A 21,564-nucleotide genomic window follows, 5' to 3' on the forward strand; every position below is an offset into this window, starting at 1 on the left:
TTATTTGAATTTGACGATTTCTAAACGATCAATACTTAGCGTATCCACCCCAATCTCAGACGAAAGGGTGATTTCCTGCGCCCCTTTCGGTAACTTCATGCGGACTTGTAGCGGTTGATAATATTCGGAAGGATAGACATCCACCACGTGGTTTGCTTGTTTCGTTTCAATCCTGACCTGAATTGGGTCATTCAAGGAGAGATAATCAGTGGTTTTGACATAGGCAATCACCAGAAATTCGTCTGCTTCTTCAATCTGCGGAGCAAAGATAATTTTGTCAGTCGTTGATTCAAAGCCTTGGACGACTTTCTTAGAGAGTGCTGCCTCATCTTCGACAAGCACTAAATCGCCCTCCAGCAAAGCACGGCTAGCAGTTAATCGCAGTCGATTGGGCTCAGCTTTTGGCAACGCTTGAACATGCCACTCATCAAAAGGAGCTTCCAGTAGAATTTTATCCTCTTGATCCCAACCAAACTTTTGTAAGCGGATCGAACGGTTCCAGCCCGAATGATCCCACCGAGCAGCATGATAAATCAGCCAGTCTTCAGAACCATCTTTTGATTTGGCAAATCCATTATGACCAGGTCCATAGACAGTGTTTGTCTGTTGGAAAATCGGCGCTGGTTCCTTTTGCCAGTTCGCTCTTTCTAGCGGATCATCAGCCACATCTAGGGTCATAAGACCAAGAGCGTAATCATTGTCCCAGCTTCCACTGGCAGAGTATACCAAATTGACTGATTCGTCTTTGATCATCACTTGAGGGGCTTCATTGATCAATGGTGTTTGCCGCATTTCCCATTCATATTCTGGTTCTGAGATAAGTCGTTTCTCCCCGATCACTTCCGTAGGGGAGGCCATTTCCGCTAAATAAAGATTTTGCGCAACATTTTCATACCCTTCCCAGCCCGACCAAAGGAAATAGCGTTTGTCATTGATCTCTAAGACTGTTCCATCAATCGCAAATTTATCATCCATCCCTTTGATCTCTTCCAATTGCCACTCACCCATGTAAGGATCTTTTTGATGATTGACTAATGCGTACATACGATGCGTTTCTGAAGGACGATTAGCCGCGAAATACATCACCCAGCGATCATCTAAGTAATGAAGCTCAGGTGCCCAGATACTTTCAAATTCTGCTGGCATTTCCCAGATGATCTTTTTTTCACCAGCAGCAACGTGAGAGAGGTTTTCAGCACGCCAAAGCGTTAAATTATTCCCAGTCGTTTTGGTATAATAAAAGAACGCTTCCGTTTGCAAGATCCAAGGATCTGCCCCATCATTATCGATAATTGAAGTAAAATCGGACACTTCTTCCCCTGGATCAGTTCCAGCGCTACAACCGGTTATCATAAGCGCAGCAATCAAGATACTTACTCCACTGAGCCAAGCTGCTGATTTCCCCATCGGACATCGCCCCTTTCCTTACCAATCATTTTATTCTACCTGCGGTGGATGAAACTGCTCATTGATCTCTTTAATTGCTGCCAAATCAACTTTTGGTTGGCGATCATAGGTCAGTAACCCATTGATTTCTTGTTCGACATCTGTCAACTGAGTGTAGCAATAGCCCCAGAGTCCGACAGAGTCATAAACAGCCACCATGATTCGCTGATAATCCTTCAAGAAATCTTGTTGATTTTCCACTGAGGTATAGCCCCAACCGGGTTGCCCCGAAACATCGAAGCCAATACCACCAAACTCGGTCAATAAAATAGGCTGATCCTGATAAGAAAATCCTCCAGCGAAAATCGGCCAGGGGGTCGATACTCGACTCACCAATTTTTCTCTCGTGCTGAGACTGTCTTTAAAGTATAGATATTTTTGCCGCTCAGATTCTTGCCCATGCGCATAATTATGAATCGCACAAATATCGGTCTCCGTCATCGCCCAACCATCATTTGAAATAACCAACCGTTGCTGGTCTAACGAATGGATAAAGTGATACATCGCTTGAGAAAAATGCTGTTGCTGACGATCAAATGAGATTTTTGGCACACCCCAGCTCTCGTTGATTGGGACCCAAGTAACGATCGAAGGATGACTATAATCCCGAGTAATGATTTCTGTCCACTCTTGCATCAAGCGCGTTACCGAAAGATCGGTATAGATTGCCGGCGCCGCACACTCTCCCCAAACAAGAAATCCTAATTTATCTGCCCAGTATAAAAAGCGTGGGTCTTCTGTTTTTTGGTGTTTTCGGCAACCATTAAATCCCATTTCTTTGGCCAATAAGATGTCTTGTTTAAAGTCCTCATCTGTTGGTGCAGTTAACAAGCCGCTCGGCCAATAGCCTTGATCGAGAACCAACTTCTGGTAGTAAGGCTTGTTATTTAAGTAAATCATACCGTTTTCTGTATGTATTTTACGCATACCAAAATAACTTTTTAGCTGATCGATGGCCTTCCCTGCTTCTCTAAGAGTCAATTCTACATCAAATAATTGCGGTTTTTCAGGTGTCCAAGACCAGCCTTCGTGGTGAAAATTCGTCCGAAAAATTTCTTGCTGGAAAATATCAACCGCCAAACTCAACTTAGAAGTGATAAAGTCTGCCTTTCCGCTGGTAACTAAAGCACCTTTAAAATAGATTTGATATTCTAAGACTACTTGTGGCTGTAACTGATTCAGTTCTACATCGATCTTAACGGCGCCAGCATCAAAATCACTCGTAAATTTCACCTGTTGCAGATGGGTTTCGGCAACTACTTCAAGCCAGACTGGCTGCCAGATCCCTGTTGAGTTTGTGTACCAGATTCCTGCTGATTCTTCTTCCCAAAATTGTTTCCCCCGTGGAATGCTTTCATCAAAATGCGGGTCAAATGCTCGCACACTCAGTATTTGCTCTTGTCCAGATACTAGAGCATCCGTGATGTCTATATCAAACGAGGTATGCCCTCCGCAATGATTTTTCACATGATTTCCATTGACAAACACATCTGCTTCATAGTCCACCGCCCCAAAATGCAAAAGGACACGACTTTTTTCAGGGACTTGCACATCGAAGGTCCGATAATACCATACAACGTCGTGCACTTCTCGATGATCAATGCCGCTCAATGCACTTTGATAGACAAAGGGAACATTGATCTTGTACGGATAGTTTGCTTCGTTTGTGTACCACTTTTCTTTTAAACCAAGATTTTGGTCATCAAAGGCAAATTGCCATTCACCATTTAAGCTTAACCAATTCTCTCTCTCAAATTGCGGTCTCGGGTATTCTTCTCTACTCATATTTCCTCCAAAAACAAATTATTTTATGCCACTTTGCAACGACATTGACGCCATAAAGCTTTTTTGCGCCACCAAATACAATAAAAAGGTAGGGATCAAGGCTAAGATTGCTCCAGCAGTTCCAATTCCCGGATAGGTCATGTATTGCCCTTGTAGCAATTGCAGCCCCGGTGTAATCGGTAATTTATCAATATCGTTTATCACGATCGATGGCCACAAGAAGTCATTCCATGAGCCAGTAAAACTAAATAACGCAACCACCGTCAATACAGGTTTGATCAACGGTAAAATGATATGATAAAAGATTTGAAACTCGTTGGCCCCATCGATCACAGCCGATTCATCCAATTCTTTAGGAATCCCTAAAATGAACTGCCGAACGAGAAAAATGTTATAAACACCTGCTGCTCCAGGAACGATGACTGCCAGAAATGTATTGGTCCAACCTAACGTATCAACGATTTTAAAATTCGGGATCAAATTGACCACCCCGGGAAACATCATCGTTCCTAACAATAAGGCAAAAATCAAATCTCTCCCCTTAAAGGTGAGTCGTGTATAGCCATAGGCTGCAAACGAGACGATCACCATAACTAACAGCGTATGTGAAGTTGAAATAATCATTGAATTCACAAACCAACGGAACACAGGAGAAGAATCATTGCCTTGTAACAAGCCCAAAAAGTTAGCCAGCGTCCAATCTTGCGGAATCAAACTGAACCCAACCTTTTGAATCTCTGCCTCCGATTTAAACGAGGTAAAAATTGCCCATATCAAAGGAAAGAGCCAAATCACACAGACGATCGCTAGCAAAATAAAGGCAATTCTTTTCCCTAGTTTGTTTTCTCGCATCTTCATCCCTCCTATCTTTCCATTTTTTTGATGACCATAAATTGCACAATCGAAACTGCCATGATTACAAAACCTAGTAAAATAGCCATCGCTGAAGAAATTCCTGCAACCGAGGTACTACTACCAAAAGCATTTTCTTGGATGTACATCATCAACACGCGAGTAGAATTGTTGGGTCCGCCACCCGTCAACATTAGTGGCTGACCATAAATATTAAACTGAGCGATGGTCGTCATGACCGTGGTAAAAACAAGCTGGTTGCGAATACTCGGCAAAGAAATACGGAAAAATTTCGTTATACTATTTGCACCATCTAATTCTGCTGCTTCTAACTGCTCTTTAGAGACGCCATTTAATGCAGCAACATAAATAATTAGATTCCCACCTAATGTCCACCAAATTGTCACGATCAAAATAGCGATCCATGCCCATGGTTGCGTGCCTACAAAATTGATGTCGATACCGAATACTTCTTTGATTGGCCCAAAAGATTTGCTCAAAAGGAACCCCCAAATAATCATGACGGCAGAGATTGCAAATAATGTTGGCAGGTAGAGAATCGATTGAAAAAAACGCATCATTTTTGGTTTAGCAGACAATGCAACCGCTAGTAACAAGGGAATTACAATACATAACGGAACGGAGATTGCCGCAAAAAACAGCGTATTTTTCATTCCATTAAAAAATTGCGTATGATACAACGAGTCTTGATCAAACAAAATCGTTTGAAAATTATCAAACCCGACAAAAATCGGTGTACTGAACAGATCCCATTCAGTAAAAGAAACATAGATCCCAATCACTGCAGGAACTAAAAAGAATAAAAGAAAAAGGAGCATATGCGGACCAATAAAAACGATTGGCCAGCCATTTAACCTTTTTTTCATCAATACCCATCCTTCCTTGTATTTCTAGTGCAGCTCTCAACAAGAAACAACTGTGACAGCCCTTTAAGCCTATCAGAATTCCTCCCCTATCAAAAAATGGACTGAATTCTTTTTATGGTCGCTCTTCCTTCTGCCACAGCCTCTATGTGAGAAGATTATTTCATCTTTTCTTCTACAACTTTTTGGATCTCACCAAAAGTCGTTTGAATATCTGCTTTTCCTGTGATCATGTCCCATGAGCGATTATCATATTCACCAAAGATATACGATAAGCCATCAACTGCGTTAACAGAAATTGCCGCTTGTCCTTTTTCTGTCTTCAATAAGAAGGATTGTGGCATCTCAACATATTCTTCATTGTCTAGCATAGCTAAGGAAGTAGGATTTGCACCTGATTTGACCCACTCTAATTGGTTTGCTTGTAACCAAGTCAGAAAGTCGACCATGCCACTTTTCTTTTCATCGGAACGTTCCTCGTTCGTTTTGAACATTGCAAACTGATCGACGCCTGAACCTTGAATGATATGTTCCGCATCCCATTGAGGAGTAAATGTTTGGCCCCAAGTGAAGTCACTGATTTCTTCCATATTACTTAGCATCCATGTTCCTTCTGGAAGAAAAATCAGTTGCTGGTTTGCAAAAAGTTTATTTGCATCTTCACCATCTGGGACCATGTAGCCGGCATCGTACAGATCCTTAAACTCTTGAACGGCATTGTAAGAATACTCATTATCTATATTGATGTTTCCTTGTGCATCTTGCCATTCCCCACCCATTTGTTGGTAGAGATTCGAATAATTCTGCATGCCCCATGTATAGCCAAAACTATAGATACCATCTGCTTTTGCTTTTTCCCCAGCTTGTCTGATTTCTTCATACGTCACTACGCCATCATCCAACGCTCCTGGAACATATTTATCCACCAAATCTTGGTTGTAATACATCACCCACGAACCCATGGTTGCCGGAATCCCATATTGACTATCATCCACTACACCAGTGTCCCAAGCAGCTTCAACGTAGTTTTCCCGTGCCAATTCTGTCCCATCGATCATGTCATCCCAAGTTTCAAGCATGTCTTGGTGTTTGTACGTAGGCAAAGCTTCTGAGGCAATCAAAGCCAAATCAGGAACACCTTTCCCCGATTTCCCCGCAGTCGTCAACTTTGAAGTAAAGGTGTCACCTTGCATGCTTACTAACTTCACTTTAAAGTCTGGGTCTGTTTCATTGTATTGATCAATCGTTTTTTTGATTTTTTCACCGTCTGGTCCTGTCGTCGAAGACCAAAGCAAAATTTCTGAATTATTACTTGAGCTACCACTCCCGCCACAAGCAGCTAACAACACTGTACATAATAAGCTTGTCCCTACTAAAACAATAGATTTACTTACTTTCATTTTTTACACTCCTTTTAATTTAACTAAAAAGTAAAATGACATCCAATTATCAATAAACATAATCGTTAGACTATCGTCAAATAATGTTTACACCGTAAAGTTACTATAAATATAAAGCGCTGTCAACATTATTTTAACAAGGTATAACCAAAAATTATATCATTTTACTATTTTGTAAACCCACAAGGTTGTGTTATAATTAAACCATCTTTTCATTAAACATTTTAGTATAACGAGGTGATCGCTATGGAATTGGATTTAACGAACGCATCTTTACCGATCTACGAAGCACTGGCAAATGAAACTCGCTTAGCGATTTTAAGAGAATTAGGCGATAAGAAGAAAAGCATCAGTGAAATTGGACAAAAATTAGCAATCAGCAATGCTTTAATGACCAAACATATCCGTAAACTCGAAGAAGCTCAGTTGATCAAAACCGAAAAAGGATCGGGGCAAGACTGGAAGAAAAAATATTTGTCTCTAAAAACTGATTTCATCAATATCAATTTCCCAGCAAAAGTGTTTCCAGAAATGAATCTAACCTCCCAATCTGTGAAAATCGGCCACTTCACCGATTTTAAAGCTGAGCCTTCTTGTGGAATGGCGACCAAAGACCGCTTGATTGGCGCCTTAGATGATCCAAAATCTTTTCTGGATCAAGAACGTGTTGATGCAAGTATCATCTGGCTAAATAACGGTTTTTTAGAATACAAAATCCCAAATCCTTTGAAAAATGGTGAAAAAATCGAATTACTGGAAATCAGTATGGAGATCGCTTCAGAGTTCCCAATTTCGAATAACTATTGGCCCAGTGATCTTTCCTTTTACTTAAACAATCACTGCATCGGTAGTTACACCGTACCAGGAAACTTTTCGGATGTCAGAGGTTCTCTGACTCCGCAATGGTGGATCGATGAGTTCAGTCAATATGGATTGCTTAAGCATTTACGCATCAATCGCTATGATACTTCCCTCGATGGAGAAAAATTAACAGATCACAACCTGAATGAAATCGACTTAGACCACAGTGACTTTTTCACCTTTAAAATTGCTGCACCTGCAACTGCCGAAAACGCTGGTGGTTTGACCATTTTCGGCGATCGATGGGGAAATTATCCTCAAGATTTATTGTTCAATTTTTACGTATCGGAATGACTGTTGTCGTTCCATTACACAAAAAAAGCACGTAGCGAAGAGAGACCACTCCCTCAGCTAGTGCTTTTTTCTATTCTCTTACGCTGTGGCAAAAATGCGTTCGATCAACTGCATCACTGCTCGAACTTCTTCGTTTTTAACGATAGGTTCGGCACCGTTGCGTACAACGTTGTAAAAATTCTTGTAGAAAGGTTCAAAATCCGCTTCGGCTTTCGGGAAAGGAATCTCTTTGGCTGCCAATTCCGATGGCGGTGCCATCGTTTTCGTCAAGCCAACGCCTGCTTGAACTGGTTTTGGTGCGGCCACGTCTTCGCGACCTGTTGCCTGAACCATTTCACCATTTAGATCCCAATCGGTGATGGTGGCTGTTCCTTCCGTTCCTTTGATGTACCAGCGAGGCAATTGCGTGTAATTGGAGGTTCCAACTTCCACGATTGCTTTGACCCCATTTTCAAAGGTAATCAAAGCGAAGAACCCATCATCGACTTCTTCCCCCAACACAAAGCTAAGATCCGCTTTGACGTCTTTCACTGGGCTGTCGATCAGCCATAGCATTTGATCCAGCAAGTGAACGCCCCAGTCTAAGAGCATTCCCCCGCCTTGTTTTTTCACATGACGCCAGTCTCCTGGGATGCCGTTTGCCCCTTGGACCCGTGATTCTAATTGGAACAAATCGCCGATCTGTCCATTACGGTACAGTTCGCGTACAAGTAAAAAATCAGGATCCCAACGTCGGTTTTGGTGAACCATAAAGGTATTGCCGGTTTCTTGGGCAACCGCCACGATCTCATCTAGTTCCGCAGTATTCAGCGCAACAGGCTTCTCGCAAACAACATGTTTGCCTGCTCTCAATGCAGCGATCGATAACTCTTTATGCAAGTCATTAGGTGTGGCGATCAATACTGCTTCGATCGTCTCATCGGCTAAGACTTCATCATAGCTTTTAAAGATCTTATGGCCTTTTTCTTGTGAGATCGCTTGACGTTCTTCATTGATATCGTAAGTTCCTACGATGTGGATTCGTTCGTTTTCATTTGGTAAGATATTGTGGACATGGTACGCACCCATGCCGCCATATCCGATTACTGCAAAATTGATTGCACTCATGTCTGACACTCCTCGGTTTTCTTCTTATGCCCACCACATGGATGAAGCTTCTTCACGGATCATAATCGTCTTCAAGTTGCTGATGGCACGATTTAGTCCTTCATCTATGGACATGATTGGATCTTCATGCTCAATACTCAAGACATAATCATACCCATAAATTCTAAGTGCAGAAATAATATCTGACCAAACTTGTAAGCTGTGGCCGCAACCGACTGAACGGAAGGTCCAAGCTCGGGTTTTGACATTGCTATATGGCTGCATGTCCGTCAAGCCATGCATGTTGATATTGTCTTGGTCCAAATACGTATCTTTGGCATGGAAGTGATGGATCGCATCGGCTTCCCCTAAGATTTTGACCGCTGCCACTGGGTCGATCCCTTGCCACCATAAATGACTTGGATCCAAGTTACAGCCGATGGCTTTACCCGCAGCATCCCGCAGTTTCAACATCGTATAAGGGGTATGTGCCAAAAAGCCGCCATGAAGTTCGATTCCAATTTTAACACCAGCCGCTTCCGCTTCCGTGTTGATGCCTTTCCAATAAGGAATCAGTTTTTGTTCCCATTGATAATTATAATTGTCATCGTATTCCGTCGGCCATGGCAATACTGGCCAGTTGACTTGTGTATCTGTTGCATTTCCGCCTGAAACGCCTGAAAATCCGTTCACAACAGGTACATTCATTAAGCTGGCTAATTTGATGGTTTTGCGCAAAAGTTCATCGGCTTCTTGCGCTTCTGCTTTTAATGGAGAGATTGGGTTGTTGTGACAGCTCAAAGCTGAGATTTCCAATCCTTTATCAGCTAATTTCGCTAAGTATTCTTTTCGCTCTGCTTCACTTGCTAGTAAACGGTCAATGTCTAAGTGGGCATTGCCTGGAGAACCACCGGTACCGATCTCGACGGTTTGCAGCCCTTTTTTCGCTACTTCATCGATCATTTCTTCAAAGCTAAGTTGATTGAATAACGGGGTAAAAACACCTAATTTCATTTTCTTTCCTCCTCAATTGCTTGAAAATGCCCATATGTTGGGTAACGATTTTCTGTTGGTGCACACCAGCGAGCCGCATTTTGGATCACTTTTTGCACTTTGGGATTGTAATAGCTTGGGAATGTCTCATGACCAGGCTGGAAATAGAAGATCTTGCCATTCCCACGGCGGAATGTACAGCCGCTACGGAAAACTTCACCACCGGGGAACCAGCTGACAAAGATCAATTCATCCGGCGCTGGAATATCAAAGTGCTCGCCATACATTTCCTCTTGCTCTAGTTCGATCCATTCGCCGACTCCTTCAACGATTGGGTGGCTTGGATTGACATTCCAGATCCGCGCATGCTGATCGTCTACTCGCCATTTCAAATCGCACGACGTTCCCATCAAGGTTTTAAAGATTTTCGAAAAATGACCAGAATGCAAGACGATCAGTCCCATTCCTTCCCATACACGCTGCTGCACACGAGCAACGATAGCATCATCGACTTCTTCGTGCGCCATATGGCCCCACCAAACCAACACATCCGTGTCAGCCAATACTTGCTCCGTCAACCCGTGTTCTGGTTCATCAAGGGTCGCCGTTCGCACTTGGAAATCATCCTCTTCTAAAAACTTGGCAATTTGACCATGGATTCCTTCTGGATACATTTTTTGGACGGTCTCATTCGTTTTTTCATGACGAAACTCGTTCCATACCGTAACGTGGATCATTGGTAGACCTCCTCTACGATGTTTTTTAATTGCAGATAATCAATCCCGCTGGCTTCTAAAGGAGCGAATTTTTGAAACGCTTCCTGCTCGACGATCAACCATGGTAGTTCTAATGCTTTAGCTGCTTCTACATACGACTTGATTGGTAAAATCCCATTGCCGATCTCGGTGCTTTCCTGCGGCTGCTCTTGCATATCTTTGATATGAACCAAGCCGACCTTCGTTTCGCGTTCCTTTAGCCAAGGTAAAACAGCCACGTTTGCAAAGGATAACCAGTAAAGGTCGGCTTCCAAACGCAGTTGCGGATTGTCTTTGATCAGTTCATCGATCATAGATTCTCCAGCAACTTCAGTAAATTCATGGGCATGGTTGTGGTAGTAGCAAGTCAGCCCTTCTGCTTGCAACTTTTGGGTGATCTGGGTCAGCTCCGCAGCAAAGGCTTGCCATTTTTCCAAAGAATCAAAACTGGCATACGGAATGACGATCCGTTGATTGCCAATCGTTTTTTCAAAAGTGACGGTTTCTTCAAAACGATCTCGCAATGCTTCAAACGGGATATGGGAAGCCGCGACCGCCAAATCCAACTGCTCCAGCATTTCTTTGATCTGAGCAGCACTGTGTCCATGATAACCGGCAAATTCAACACCGTCATAGCCGTTTTGTTTAACTGTTTTCAACGCTTCAAAAAGATCTGTCTTGCAGTCCTCTTGAATACTCCAAAGCTGTAAAGCGATTTTCGGTTTTGTCATTTATGCTCGCTCCTTTTCTTCCAGCAGTTCTTATAGGTAGACTGGCTCACCGGTTTGCGATGATTTGTAGATCGCTTCTAAAATCTCCGTCACGACCATTGCTTCTTCAGGTTTGACCACTGGTTCGGTATCGTTGATGATCGCATGGATCCACGATTGTGCTTCTAAAATTTCTGGCGTTTCCCCGTTTCCTTCATAAAAATCAACGCCGCCTGTTTCAAGTTCGATATTTTTTTCATACAGCAAGCTGTGGTCTTCTCCGTTGATGGTCAAACCGTTATTCATATCCGCACCCGCTTTGCTGCCCATCAGTGTCGTTTTGGCTTCTTTCACATCCAAGCTGTTGAGCGCCCAGCTAGCTTCTAAGAAAATCGTTGCGCCATCTTCCATGACCACAAAACCAAAGGCCGAATCTTCTACTGAGAATTTCTCTGGATCCCAAGGGCCCCAAGCATTTGCGGCATTTTTGGTTTGCGACAACTCATGATACGCTTTTCCGACAACAAATTTTGGTTTGTAATTGTTCATCATCCATAAGGTCAGATCCAATGCGTGGGTACCGATATCGATCAACGGACCGCCGCCTTGCGCTTCTTCATCAAGGAAAACACCCCAAGTTGGCACAGCCCGACGACGGATCGCATGAGCTTTCCCAAAATAAATGTTTCCTAATTGTCCTTCGGCGCACACTTCATGAAGATAACGAGAATCTTTTCTAAAACGGTTTTGGTAGCCGATCGTGAGTTTTTTCCCTGTTCGGTTGGCTGCTTCGATCATTGCTTTGGCTTCTGCCGCTGTTTTTGCCATTGGTTTTTCACACATGACATGACAATCCGATTCTAGTGCGGCAATCGTCAACTCAGCATGTGAGGCATTTGGTGTACACACATGGATCACATCTAGATCAGCTTGTGCCAACATTTCTTGATAATCGCTGAATACTTGGGCATCTTCGGTCCCAAATGCTGATTTCGCTTCAACTGCACGTTCAACCAGCAGATCACAAAAGGCAACCATTTCTACTTCTTCTACTTGAGACAAGGCAGGCATGTGCTTGCCGTTTGCGATCCCACCGCACCCAATGATTCCAACTTTAACTGTCATATCTTTCCTCCTGAAAACGCTTATTATTTTCTACCCCCTCATTATAGCGAAACATCGAAAGCAGTTCTTCCCAGTTTCCATTGAAAAAATTCCCGAAAATTATCTTATGAAACTTTAACAAAAAGAACCACTCCACAATTTATGCAAAGCGCTTAAAAAAACATTATCGAGAAAAAAATAGTGCCAAATTGACAAAAAAACAGTCGACAAGCAAAGGCTCATCGGCTGTTTCTATCAATTTTGATTCAGTTGTTTCTGGTACTGCAACGGTGATTGACCAACGGCTTCCTTAAAGACATGGTGAAATGTTTTAACACTGGCAAAACCTGCTTTTTCAGCGACTTCTGCCATGGGGATCTTTTCATTGGCCAAGATAAATTTGGCTTGATTGATGCGGTATTCCGTCAAAAACTGCATGAAGGTCTTGCCAGTATTGGTTTTAAAGAAACGCGTGAAATAATGGGGACTAAACCCTACATGTCTTGCGGTGTCCTCCATCGTCAAGACTTCTTGGTAATGAGATTCGATGTACTCAAAGACATCATTCAGACGCTGCAAGGTTTCTTTGTATTGTGCGGCCGTTCGTTTTAGCGGATTGACGGCTTGTTTGCGCTTTGGCAAACTTTGATAGCACTCCCCGATCAACTGGTAAAGCAGCCCGAGAGTCAAATAACGCTTCCCAACAACATTTTCCTCTTCCAACTGATACAACTCGATCAAGAGACCTGTTATTTTTTCCGTAAAACTCGCTGGCCAATTTTTGCTGTGGGGCTCCCCTTCTTCAAAGAGTGTCATCAAGGATACTTCATTTTCTCGCAGCAGCGGCTCTTCAAAAAGCTGCATATCAAATTGATAGACATAGCGTTCACTCTCAGGTGATGCAAGAAAGTAGTGGGGCTGCCCGCTGGAAAAAAGATATAGATCCCCTTCTTTCAACTCAATAATCGTATCGTCAACACCAATATTCACCGTGCCGCGCTTAGCGTAAATGATCTCGATTTCTTTATGGACATGGGGATAAACGATGGTCAAACCATCATTTAGAAACGTTCGAAAACGAAATTCACTTTCAAATTCAGGAATTTCAAGATACATACTCATGGCTGACCGACTCCTTCGCTCTATTCTTATTTATTATAAGCGAAAAATTGCCTAAGAGAAAACCTTTTCTCAGCCAATCATAGTTTCTTCTGCTTTTTTGTGGTATCGTATTCAAGAAAAGGAGTCTTGTTTATGAATTATTATGATCAACATCTGCATACATTTTTGTCTTTTGATTCAGATGAACAGTTTGAGAATTATCTTGCTTACCAGCCTGCCTACTTCGTTGCGACAGATCATTTCGATTTGAAGAACCCCTATTCGGGATTCCGTGATGATATTCCTGACTATGAATTACTAGTAAATACCCACCAGAAGCTGCAAGAGACCACAGCGACGAAACTCTTAAAAGGCATCGAGATTGGTGTCGTGCCTGGTCAAGAACAAGAAATCTTGCGCTATCTTGAAAGCCATCCCTATGACTTGAAATTGATCAGTATCCATCAAAACGGTACCTTTGATTATATGGACGATGCCGTGTTGAACAAGGACAAATTTGCAGTCGCCAAACAATACTTTGACCAAATGGCCCACGTGTTGGACTCGTTTTCTGACGGGCACATCGTGACCCACTTTGATTATGGCTTGCGTCGTTTCCAATTTACAGCTGAGGAATTGGCCGCCCATTTTGAAACAGAGTTAACGACGATCTTCAAAAAAATCGTTGCCCGTGACTTAGCGATGGAAATCAACGCGAAGAGCTTTGGCCCCTATCAAAATGCCCACCTTTATCAATATGCAATCCCGCTGTATCAAAGTGTCGGTGGTAAATTGTTCACCCTCGGCTCTGATGCCCATAAAGCCAGTGACTATCGGTTAGATTTTGCAGCGATGAGCGATCTATTGCGTTCCTTTGGTGTCAATCAATTAGCGGTCTTTCAAGGTAGCGAACGGTTTATGGCGGATCTGCCTGCTCAATAGCGTCACCTTTGAATGCACTCTACAACAACACATTTTCAATAAATGGACAAAAAAAACGGCGAACCCTAAAAGGATACGCCGTTTTTGCATGTTTAGAATAGATTTACTTAGGTTATTCTGCTGCTAAAATATCTTCCTTAGCATGGATCATTTGAGTCAAAAAGTCACAATAAGGCGTTGGCACTTGGTACTTGCGGCCTTTTCGTGAGATTGCGCCATTGATATAATCGATCTCGGTTTTGCGATGATTATTGATCAAATCTTGATACATGGATGGATAGTGCATTCCGATGCCTTCTGGATCATAGGTTTCCTCAATATGGTGGACTACTTCGGATACATCCAGTTCAACAGATTCATGGGTAGCAACTGCCGCAAATTCTTCCACAATCGTTTGGACCATCGCACGCGCCGTTGAGGTTTGTCCGAATTGGGCAATATTCACATTTAAAATCGAACACAAACCATTTAGTGTGCCGTTGACACAGGCTTTGCGATAGATGGAGTAGCGAATGTTCTCAGAATAAGACGCATTTAACCCAGCATCAGCCAAGACTGCCGCCAATTGACGGGCATCTTCTTCTTTGCCCGGTTCGATATTTTGCAGTTCTACAGAACCATCCCCAAACAAGCGAACATTACCAGGACCAATCAAGTCCGCCGTCCAAATGGTATTTCCTAAAAAGATTTTATCCGTGCTGACATATTTTTCAATAGTGTCCTCATGACCGATCCCGTTTAATAAGCATAAGACTTTCGTTTGCTCTCCGATCATCGGTTTGATCGTTTGCATCATTTGATCCAGTTGCATCGCTTTAGTAAAGACCAGGATCAAGTCTGCTTGTACAGTCGTTGGGATCTCATTTTGCGAATAGATCGAAAAAGGGACTGCGATCTCTTCACCGTTTAAGTTCGCTCGTAATCCGTGTTCACGGATCGCTTCGATATGCGCCGGCCAGCCGTCGATCAACGTGACGTCATTTCCGCCTCTTTTTAGCATAATAGCAAAACGGCTGCCCATAGCACCTGCACCAGCAATAACAATTTTCATCTGAATTCCTCTTTCCTCTTCCACAATTAGGTATAGTTTACTCTAAAATCGTGAAATATGCGAGAGCCTTGCGTTTTTTCTCGATAGGAAAGAAAAAAGAACAATTGGAATAGTTAGATTTTTCAGATAATTAAAAAACGGTCGTTTCCAATTTTGTCCATTCAAAAAGTCGCACGGAAGATTGAAAACTTGACTGAGCGAAACCAGTTTTCGGACTCACGTGCGACCCTTCTATTCAATTATTTCCTGTGAAACAGTTGTCGTTTTAGGCAGTGACTGTTTCATTGTTTGTTGCAAAGTTTTTTAGCCGTTCAGCTTTTTCCGCTTCTGTGATCCCATGTTGTTCCACGTAACGGTTGTGTTCGTGGATGGCACAATCATAGCTACAGGCACCTAAATGGGCAGCTTGATTTTCTTCAGAAGTCAAAAATTGGCGATTGCATTCTGGGTTGGCACAGTTTACATAGCGCTCGCAAGGTGTGCCATCAAACCAGTCGCGACCGATAACTTTTTTATCCACATGATTGATTTCCACACTAATGCGTTCATCAAAGACGTACATTTTGCCATCCCAAAGCTCGCCTTGAACTTCTGGGTCATTCCCATAAGCAAAGATACCACCATGAAGTTGGGCCACATCATCAAAGCCTTCTCGCAGCAACCAGCCTGAGAATTTTTCACAACGGATACCACCAGTACAATAAGTAACGACTTTTTTATCCATAAATTTTTCTTTATTATCGATGATCCATTGCGGCAACTCACGGAAGCTGCGGATATCGGGACGAACGGCTCCCCGGAAATGGCCTAAGTCATATTCATAATCGTTACGGGCATCGATCACCACGGTATCTTCATCTAACAAAGCTTCTTTGAACGCTTTAGGATCTAAATATTTTCCAGTCATTTCTAATGGATCGATGTCATCTTCCAGGTTCAATGAAACCAATTCTTTGCGCGGACGAACGAATAGCTTTTTAAACGCATGTTCTTCTACTTCATCGATTTTATAAAAAATCCCTTTAAAACGGGGATCAGCTTCCATTTTTTCCATATAGCGATTTGTTGCTTCAACCGTTCCAGAAAGCGTGCCATTGATCCCTTCATTGGCTACTAAAATACGGCCCTTGATGCCAATTTCTTTTCCAAATGCTAAATGCTCCTTGGCGAAGCTTTCCGGATCTTCAATTGTTGTATATTTATAAAATAATAAAACGCGGTATGTCAAACCAATTCCTCCTTTTTTTGTACCCTACAGTATAGGTTATCGCGTGACAAAAAACGAGTTTTATGCTTGTACCTTTTCACACAATCTTTTTCTTTGAGCAAACAGTGTCATGGATTGGTTTTATTGAGCTCTGCCACGAAAAAAGCTGTGACTTGATCCATCGTTTCTCCACGCACCAGATGGCGTTCTTCTCGCGAGATAAACTGCAGATTTGCTTCTGGATTTTCTGCCACAAAGGCTTCCACATCAGCATAAGGAATTTTCTCATCTTGGGTACCATGCCAAAATAAAAGGGGACGCTGTCCTAATTTCTCTGGTTGAGAAGACAGATCGTAAGCATCCATCCAGCTTAAAAGCTGACCATAATCCTCGGGTACAAAGAACCCAGCAGCGCCGGCGTGCATTTGGATGCGGTCACGGTATTTCAACATGGAAGGAGAACCCATGATACAAGCTGCCGCTGTGATTTCTGGATGCTGGCATAATAAACCACACGTGGTCATCCCTCCCATGGAGACACCGCCAACTGCGATCTGACCGTTGACCAAACCAAGGTTTTCAAAAAAATCGACTAAGTAAGAAAACTCAAATAGATTGGTTTGGATACTTTGCCAAAAAGTTAAAGAAGGAATCTCCGATAGCTGGGTCTTGCGCTCCCCATGATTGGCTGCATCTGGCAAGACCACCCGAAAACCTTCTCTAGTCAACTTTCTGCCTTGTGTCAACACTAATTCTTTACTCGTCTGCCAGCCATGATAGTAAATAATCAATGGCAGCGGCTCGTAAATCATTTCTTCTGGTACGACTTCTAAGACCGGAATATTCCCGATTTTTCTTTTTCGAACAGCTAATTTCATTCTTTTCCACCTCAGCTTAAGTATACAAAAAGTCGCCAAAAGCGCCACTGATACGCTGCAAAAAAAGACCATACCCAAAGAGTATGATCTTTTTTTATTTATGAATGTAAGACCGCTTCTCGAGCCAATGCCAAACAACCGAGGGTTCCAGCGTTGTCTTCCAATGCTGGGGTCACGATATATTTGCTTAACTCAGGCGTTTCGACATACCCATTGACCAATTTTGCAAATGCGTCGTGGACGTTTTGCAGCATATGGCGCTGTTTCATCACTCCACCGCCAAAAATGATCACATCTGGAGAAAACATCAAGGTTGTATTGTAGGCACATTGAGCAATATAGGAGGCTTCGATCTCCCAATAAGGATCATCTTCTGCAACCTCTTGTCCTTTTTTCCCTAAGCGTTTTTCGATGGCTGGTCCAGCGGCCATCCCTTCTAAACAGTTGCCATGAAATGGACAGCTGCCAGCAAAGTCATCTTTTGGATGAGGGACGACCAGCATATGCCCCATTTCTGGATGACTAAATCCTTCGATAAAGCGCCCTTCTTGTAAGGCACCGCCGCCAACACCTGTACCGATCGTGTAGTAAACGACACTACTCAATCCTTTGCCACTGCCGAAGACATACTCACCATAGGCAGCCGCATTTACATCTGTTGTCCAAGAAATAGGGATCGGAAATTCTTTTTTCATGGTACCGATGAAATCAAAATTTTGCCATGCCAATTTCGGGGTTGAGGTAATGTACCCATAAGTGGCAGAATCGCGATGGATATCGATGGGCCCAAATGAGCCAATCCCAATCCCTGCTAAATCTGCTTGGTATTGTTTGAAGAAATCAATGACTAAAGGCATTGTTTCCTCAGGTGTCGTTGTCGGAAAGCTCACTCTTTCCTTGATCGTCATTTCTTCATCGCCAATGGCACACACAAATTTTGTGCCGCCTGCTTCAATCGAACCGTATAACATGCACATCGCTCCTTTTTTTCTAACTACTTGCTGAACTTGACGCTGCGGCATCATCTGCTTTGACGCGATCGATGGCTACCACTAATGCAATGATCAGGTCATCAAGATCTTCTTCATAGATCACAACTTCATAGGTATCGCCCCAAGAGATCCATTTTTTGTGGATCTCTGCGATCCGCTTGCCGTTGCGGTTGACCACAAAATCCATATCCCACCAATTGCCATCCACATCGATGCCTTCTGCACTGATGGAATAGCGGGCTTTAAAAAATGTGAAATGTTTTTCTAAAACGATCGCTTCTTGGCCGTGGACTTCCACAAAAAATTTTGGTAATAAACTGAACACTTTTTTGGTGATCTCCGCGATCGGTCGCTGCTGCTCATTGAAGATCGTAAAACTTTTCGGGATCTTAAAAAAACTGCCTTCGACATAATAGCGAGGGTTTCGTAAGTCATCGGTCACGGTAAATTTTTCGCCAATGCTGAAAACCTTCTGTTTGATGTAAAGTTTCTTCAAATGCTACACTCCTTTCTCTTTGACATCGCCCGTATTGATCACCGGCTGAGTGCCTTTATCGGTAATGATCGACACCAATAAATTATTGATCAGTTGGACTTTGCGGTCATCTGTGAAATTGATGTCCTGTCCGTCTTCGATTTGTTCTAACGCCATTTGTGTCATGGAGACGGCCCCTTCAACAATGATTTGCCGTGCTGATAAAATTGCTTTAGCTTGTTGGCGCTGCAGCATCGCACTAGCGATCTCAGTCGCATACGCGAGGTGATTTAAGCGGGTCTCTATGACTTCGACCCCAGCAACAGCTAATCGTTCCTGCAATTCTTTTGCCAGCTCCTCCGAGACTTCACTTGTATTGCCTCGCAACGTCAGATCATCGTCATTGAACGTGTCATAAGGGTATTGCGTCGCAATATGACGAATCGCTGTTTCACTTTGGATCTCAATGAAGTCTTGGTAATAATCGACATCAAACAATGCTTTAGCGGTATCTACAACTTTAAATACCACCACTGCCGAGATCTCGATCGGGTTTCCGTCTGAATCATTGACCTTCAACAGCGAACTGTTAAAGTTGCGGACTTTCAATGAAACATTGATTTTTTGGGTTAATGGGGTTGTCACAAACAAGCCGTTGTCTTTAATGGTTCCTAAATATTGTCCAAAAAAGAGGATCGCTTTGGCTTGGTTGGGTTGTACGATCGTTAACGAACTAAGGAAAAGAAACGAAACGATCCATAAAAGAATACTGAGAACGATTTCGAGAACGCTCTCATTTACGAACCCATGATAAAACAAATAACCGCCGCCAACTAATAACCCGATTAGCACAACCAGTGCTAAATACCCATTCACATGAAATGTCTGTTTTTCTGTCATTTTTATTCCTTCCCTTCTTGCTCTTATCTTACCTTGGTTAAAGCCGCTGTGCAAATGTTCTTGCGCATATCAGCGACGATTCCCAATCAAGCTATTTTGTTTTCTGCAACTTTCCCGTTACAATTAAGGTAGGACAAAATTTTTCACAAAAAGGAGTAATTCTTATGGCACAAAAAATTGACTTAGAAACGAGTAAATGGTCGTTGGAATCGATCATTAAAACGGTCGGCACCGATCTTTCCTCTGTTGTAGAGGTACAAAACAAAGACGGCATTGACGTTGTAGTGATCTCGAAAGACGAGTGGCAACATCTTTTGGAATTACTCGATGCGCGTCATGCAGAAGGCTATCGTCTAGAACAAGAGCTTCCTGAAGAAATTTTAATTGACGTTGCCGATACTGACAATCAGTATACAGAAGACGGCGAGTTAGAAATGGAACTGCCTGAACGTGTGCATCCAGCACCTGATTTTGAACTGGATTCAGAAGAAATCGTCGAAAGTGATGACGTACTAGATTAAACAAAAAAGCAAAACGGCCCCGGGCTCGTTTTGCTTTTTTATAGCTCTTTTTCTTGCCTTTTGGTAATGACTGCTTGCAATCGTTCGATGGCAGGCTGCAATTCTTGTAGCGCCTCTTCTTCGGGTTCTAACTCTGCACACCGTTGCAGTCGCTCTAACCACATTTCTGGTTCTTTGACGCCCAACTGGCCAATGGCCCAATAAGCCGTTCCTCGAATCACTGGGCGCACGTCTTCTGTCGCACAGCGCCAAATCGCTGGCAAGGCACTGCGGTCTCCCACATTGGCTAAGGCGATGATGGCATTACGCTGCAGCGGTTTTTTCCCCCGCCAAGAGCCAGATAGATGGCCAAATTGTGCTTTGAAGGCTTTGTTTGATAAAGACAGCATCGGTTGCAGTTTTGGATAAACAGTATCGACTTCAGGCTCCATCTCTTGATGAAAATGGAAGTCCTTCCCCCGATTATAAGGGCAGACCAGCTGACAAATATCGCAACCGTAAATCACGTTATGCATCTTTTTGCGGTACTCTTCTGGCATCATGCCCTTCGTCTGGGTTTGATAGGACAAACAGCGTTGGGCATTCATCCGACCATCGCCCAATAACGCTTTGGTGGGGCAAGCCGTCACACAACGCATGCAATCCCCACAACCAAACGGGACTTCTTCATCTGGTTCAAGAGAGATATTAGTGACGATCTCCCCGAGATAAACAAACGAACCAAATTCTTCTGTGATCAGCAAGCCATTACGACCGATAAAGCCAAGACCCGCCCGCTGCGCTGCCGCCACATCCACCAATTCCCCTGTATCGACTTGCGGTGCGAAACGCCATTCGACTTGTTCTTCCATCGTTTGCGCTTGTTCTTTGATAAAGGCGATCAAGCGATCCAACCGTTCTCGCAAAATATCATGGTAATCGATGCCCCACGAGGCACGGGCAAACATGCCACGTTTTTCATCCCGCGGGACTTTCTCTTTGATTTTTGTCGGATAAGCTAAAGCGATCGCAATGATCGTTTGTGGATTTTCAAATGTCCGTTCAGGATAGATACGCTCTTCGATCACGGGATGCTCAAAACCAGAGGTATGGCCTTTGGCTTTTTGTTCCCGCAAGGAAGGCTCCAATGCCAAAAACGGCTCCGCTGAAGCAAACCCGATCTTGTCGATGCCAAGCCGCTTGCTTTCTGCAATAATTTTTTCTTTTAAAGACATGCTCGCTACCCTCTTTTGTCCGCTAAGCATCTGCTTCTCGGCTTTTTCTCTTCCCCTATTATACGTAAGCACCAGAAAAAAGTCGATGGTGCGGTTTGTTCCCCCAGTTTTTT

At 43.1% G+C, this 21,564-nt stretch carries 21 protein-coding genes; 3 read left to right on the forward strand and 18 right to left on the reverse strand.

Annotated features, from left to right (window positions below; translation table 11 throughout):
• The 5 genes from IGJ17_RS13875 to IGJ17_RS13895 form a co-directional block, all read right to left on the reverse strand.
• Complete coding sequence (locus IGJ17_RS13875) at positions 1-1,407, reverse strand: glycoside hydrolase family 43 protein (RefSeq protein WP_429961543.1); 1,407 nt, start codon at positions 1,405-1,407, stop codon at positions 1-3.
• A 30-nt stretch (positions 1,408-1,437) separates the two neighbouring features.
• Positions 1,438-3,231 (reverse strand): glycoside hydrolase family 2 protein, encoded by a 1,794-nt coding sequence (locus IGJ17_RS13880; protein WP_429961544.1) that lies wholly within the window; start codon positions 3,229-3,231, stop codon positions 1,438-1,440.
• A gap of 18 nt (positions 3,232-3,249) precedes the next feature.
• Positions 3,250-4,083, reverse strand: coding sequence for a carbohydrate ABC transporter permease (locus IGJ17_RS13885; protein ID WP_042890647.1), 834 nt, complete (start codon positions 4,081-4,083; stop codon positions 3,250-3,252).
• Positions 4,084-4,094: 11 nt separating this feature from the next.
• Positions 4,095-4,970 carry a carbohydrate ABC transporter permease gene (locus IGJ17_RS13890; protein WP_016612866.1) on the reverse strand — a complete coding sequence of 292 codons (876 nt, stop codon included), beginning with the start codon at positions 4,968-4,970 and terminating at the stop codon, positions 4,095-4,097.
• 155 nt (positions 4,971-5,125) lie between these two features.
• Entirely contained in the window at positions 5,126-6,367 is a 1,242-nt protein-coding gene (locus IGJ17_RS13895; protein ID WP_061053285.1) for an extracellular solute-binding protein, read from the reverse strand.
• Between the two features lie 246 nt (positions 6,368-6,613).
• Here IGJ17_RS13895 and IGJ17_RS13900 point away from each other — a divergent pair, with 246 nt between their 5' ends.
• Positions 6,614-7,522 carry an ArsR/SmtB family transcription factor gene (locus IGJ17_RS13900; RefSeq protein WP_008380365.1) on the forward strand — a complete coding sequence of 303 codons (909 nt, stop codon included), beginning with the start codon at positions 6,614-6,616 and terminating at the stop codon, positions 7,520-7,522.
• Between the two features lie 78 nt (positions 7,523-7,600).
• On the opposite strand, the gene IGJ17_RS13905 is transcribed toward IGJ17_RS13900, so the two are convergent.
• The 6 genes from IGJ17_RS13905 to IGJ17_RS13930 all read right to left on the reverse strand — a co-directional run bounded on the left by IGJ17_RS13905 (position 7,601) and on the right by IGJ17_RS13930 (position 13,292).
• Positions 7,601-8,629, reverse strand: a complete 1,029-nt coding sequence (locus IGJ17_RS13905) for a Gfo/Idh/MocA family protein (protein ID WP_060791480.1) — start codon at positions 8,627-8,629, stop codon at positions 7,601-7,603.
• Between the two features lie 24 nt (positions 8,630-8,653).
• Positions 8,654-9,622 (reverse strand): sugar phosphate isomerase/epimerase family protein, encoded by a 969-nt coding sequence (locus tag IGJ17_RS13910; RefSeq protein ID WP_005233928.1) that lies wholly within the window; start codon positions 9,620-9,622, stop codon positions 8,654-8,656.
• A complete protein-coding gene (locus IGJ17_RS13915) occupies positions 9,619-10,338 on the reverse strand; it encodes a ThuA domain-containing protein (protein WP_005228207.1) in 720 nt (239 codons plus the stop codon). Before IGJ17_RS13915 ends, IGJ17_RS13910 begins: the two co-directional genes overlap by 4 nt.
• A complete protein-coding gene (locus IGJ17_RS13920) occupies positions 10,335-11,087 on the reverse strand; it encodes a sugar phosphate isomerase/epimerase family protein (protein ID WP_086316569.1) in 753 nt (250 codons plus the stop codon). Before IGJ17_RS13920 ends, IGJ17_RS13915 begins: the two co-directional genes overlap by 4 nt.
• A 30-nt stretch (positions 11,088-11,117) precedes the next feature.
• The gene (locus IGJ17_RS13925) at positions 11,118-12,191 is read right to left on the reverse strand and encodes a Gfo/Idh/MocA family protein (protein WP_429961545.1); all 1,074 of its coding nucleotides are present in this window, start codon (positions 12,189-12,191) and stop codon (positions 11,118-11,120) included.
• Positions 12,192-12,425: 234 nt separating this feature from the next.
• Positions 12,426-13,292 carry an AraC family transcriptional regulator gene (locus IGJ17_RS13930; protein ID WP_429961546.1) on the reverse strand — a complete coding sequence of 289 codons (867 nt, stop codon included), beginning with the start codon at positions 13,290-13,292 and terminating at the stop codon, positions 12,426-12,428.
• A gap of 132 nt (positions 13,293-13,424) precedes the next feature.
• Here IGJ17_RS13930 and IGJ17_RS13935 point away from each other — a divergent pair, with 132 nt between their 5' ends.
• On the forward strand, positions 13,425-14,213 hold the full coding sequence (locus IGJ17_RS13935) for a PHP domain-containing protein (RefSeq protein WP_060791485.1): 789 nt from the start codon (positions 13,425-13,427) through the stop codon (positions 14,211-14,213).
• A 112-nt stretch (positions 14,214-14,325) separates the two neighbouring features.
• Here the strand turns inward: IGJ17_RS13935 and IGJ17_RS13940 are convergent, their stop codons facing one another.
• The 6 genes from IGJ17_RS13940 to IGJ17_RS13965 all read right to left on the reverse strand — a co-directional run bounded on the left by IGJ17_RS13940 (position 14,326) and on the right by IGJ17_RS13965 (position 19,716).
• Positions 14,326-15,264 (reverse strand): 2-dehydropantoate 2-reductase, encoded by a 939-nt coding sequence (locus IGJ17_RS13940; RefSeq protein WP_008379573.1) that lies wholly within the window; start codon positions 15,262-15,264, stop codon positions 14,326-14,328.
• Between the two features lie 265 nt (positions 15,265-15,529).
• Positions 15,530-16,492, reverse strand: a complete 963-nt coding sequence (locus IGJ17_RS13945; RefSeq protein WP_087664604.1) for a rhodanese-related sulfurtransferase — start codon at positions 16,490-16,492, stop codon at positions 15,530-15,532.
• Between the two features lie 107 nt (positions 16,493-16,599).
• Entirely contained in the window at positions 16,600-17,349 is a 750-nt protein-coding gene (locus tag IGJ17_RS13950) for an alpha/beta fold hydrolase (RefSeq protein WP_429961547.1), read from the reverse strand.
• A gap of 98 nt (positions 17,350-17,447) precedes the next feature.
• Positions 17,448-18,320, reverse strand: a complete 873-nt coding sequence (gene scrK, locus IGJ17_RS13955; RefSeq protein ID WP_002347415.1) for a fructokinase ScrK — start codon at positions 18,318-18,320, stop codon at positions 17,448-17,450.
• Positions 18,321-18,339: 19 nt separating this feature from the next.
• The gene (locus tag IGJ17_RS13960) at positions 18,340-18,837 is read right to left on the reverse strand and encodes an LURP-one-related/scramblase family protein (protein WP_429961548.1); all 498 of its coding nucleotides are present in this window, start codon (positions 18,835-18,837) and stop codon (positions 18,340-18,342) included.
• A 3-nt stretch (positions 18,838-18,840) separates the two neighbouring features.
• Positions 18,841-19,716 (reverse strand): SPFH domain-containing protein, encoded by an 876-nt coding sequence (locus IGJ17_RS13965; protein WP_008379560.1) that lies wholly within the window; start codon positions 19,714-19,716, stop codon positions 18,841-18,843.
• A gap of 164 nt (positions 19,717-19,880) precedes the next feature.
• Between IGJ17_RS13965 and IGJ17_RS13970 the strand changes: the two genes are divergently transcribed.
• A complete protein-coding gene (locus tag IGJ17_RS13970; protein ID WP_008379558.1) occupies positions 19,881-20,237 on the forward strand; it encodes a hypothetical protein in 357 nt (118 codons plus the stop codon).
• Between the two features lie 38 nt (positions 20,238-20,275).
• Here the strand turns inward: IGJ17_RS13970 and queG are convergent, their stop codons facing one another.
• On the reverse strand, positions 20,276-21,451 hold the full coding sequence (queG, locus tag IGJ17_RS13975; RefSeq protein WP_142437840.1) for a tRNA epoxyqueuosine(34) reductase QueG: 1,176 nt from the start codon (positions 21,449-21,451) through the stop codon (positions 20,276-20,278).
• Between the last annotated feature and the right edge of the window lie 113 nt (positions 21,452-21,564).

The organism is Enterococcus sp. DIV1096b (genome assembly GCF_050498765.1).
GTDB classification, from domain to species: Bacteria; Bacillota; Bacilli; order Lactobacillales; family Enterococcaceae; genus Enterococcus_D; species Enterococcus_D entomosocium.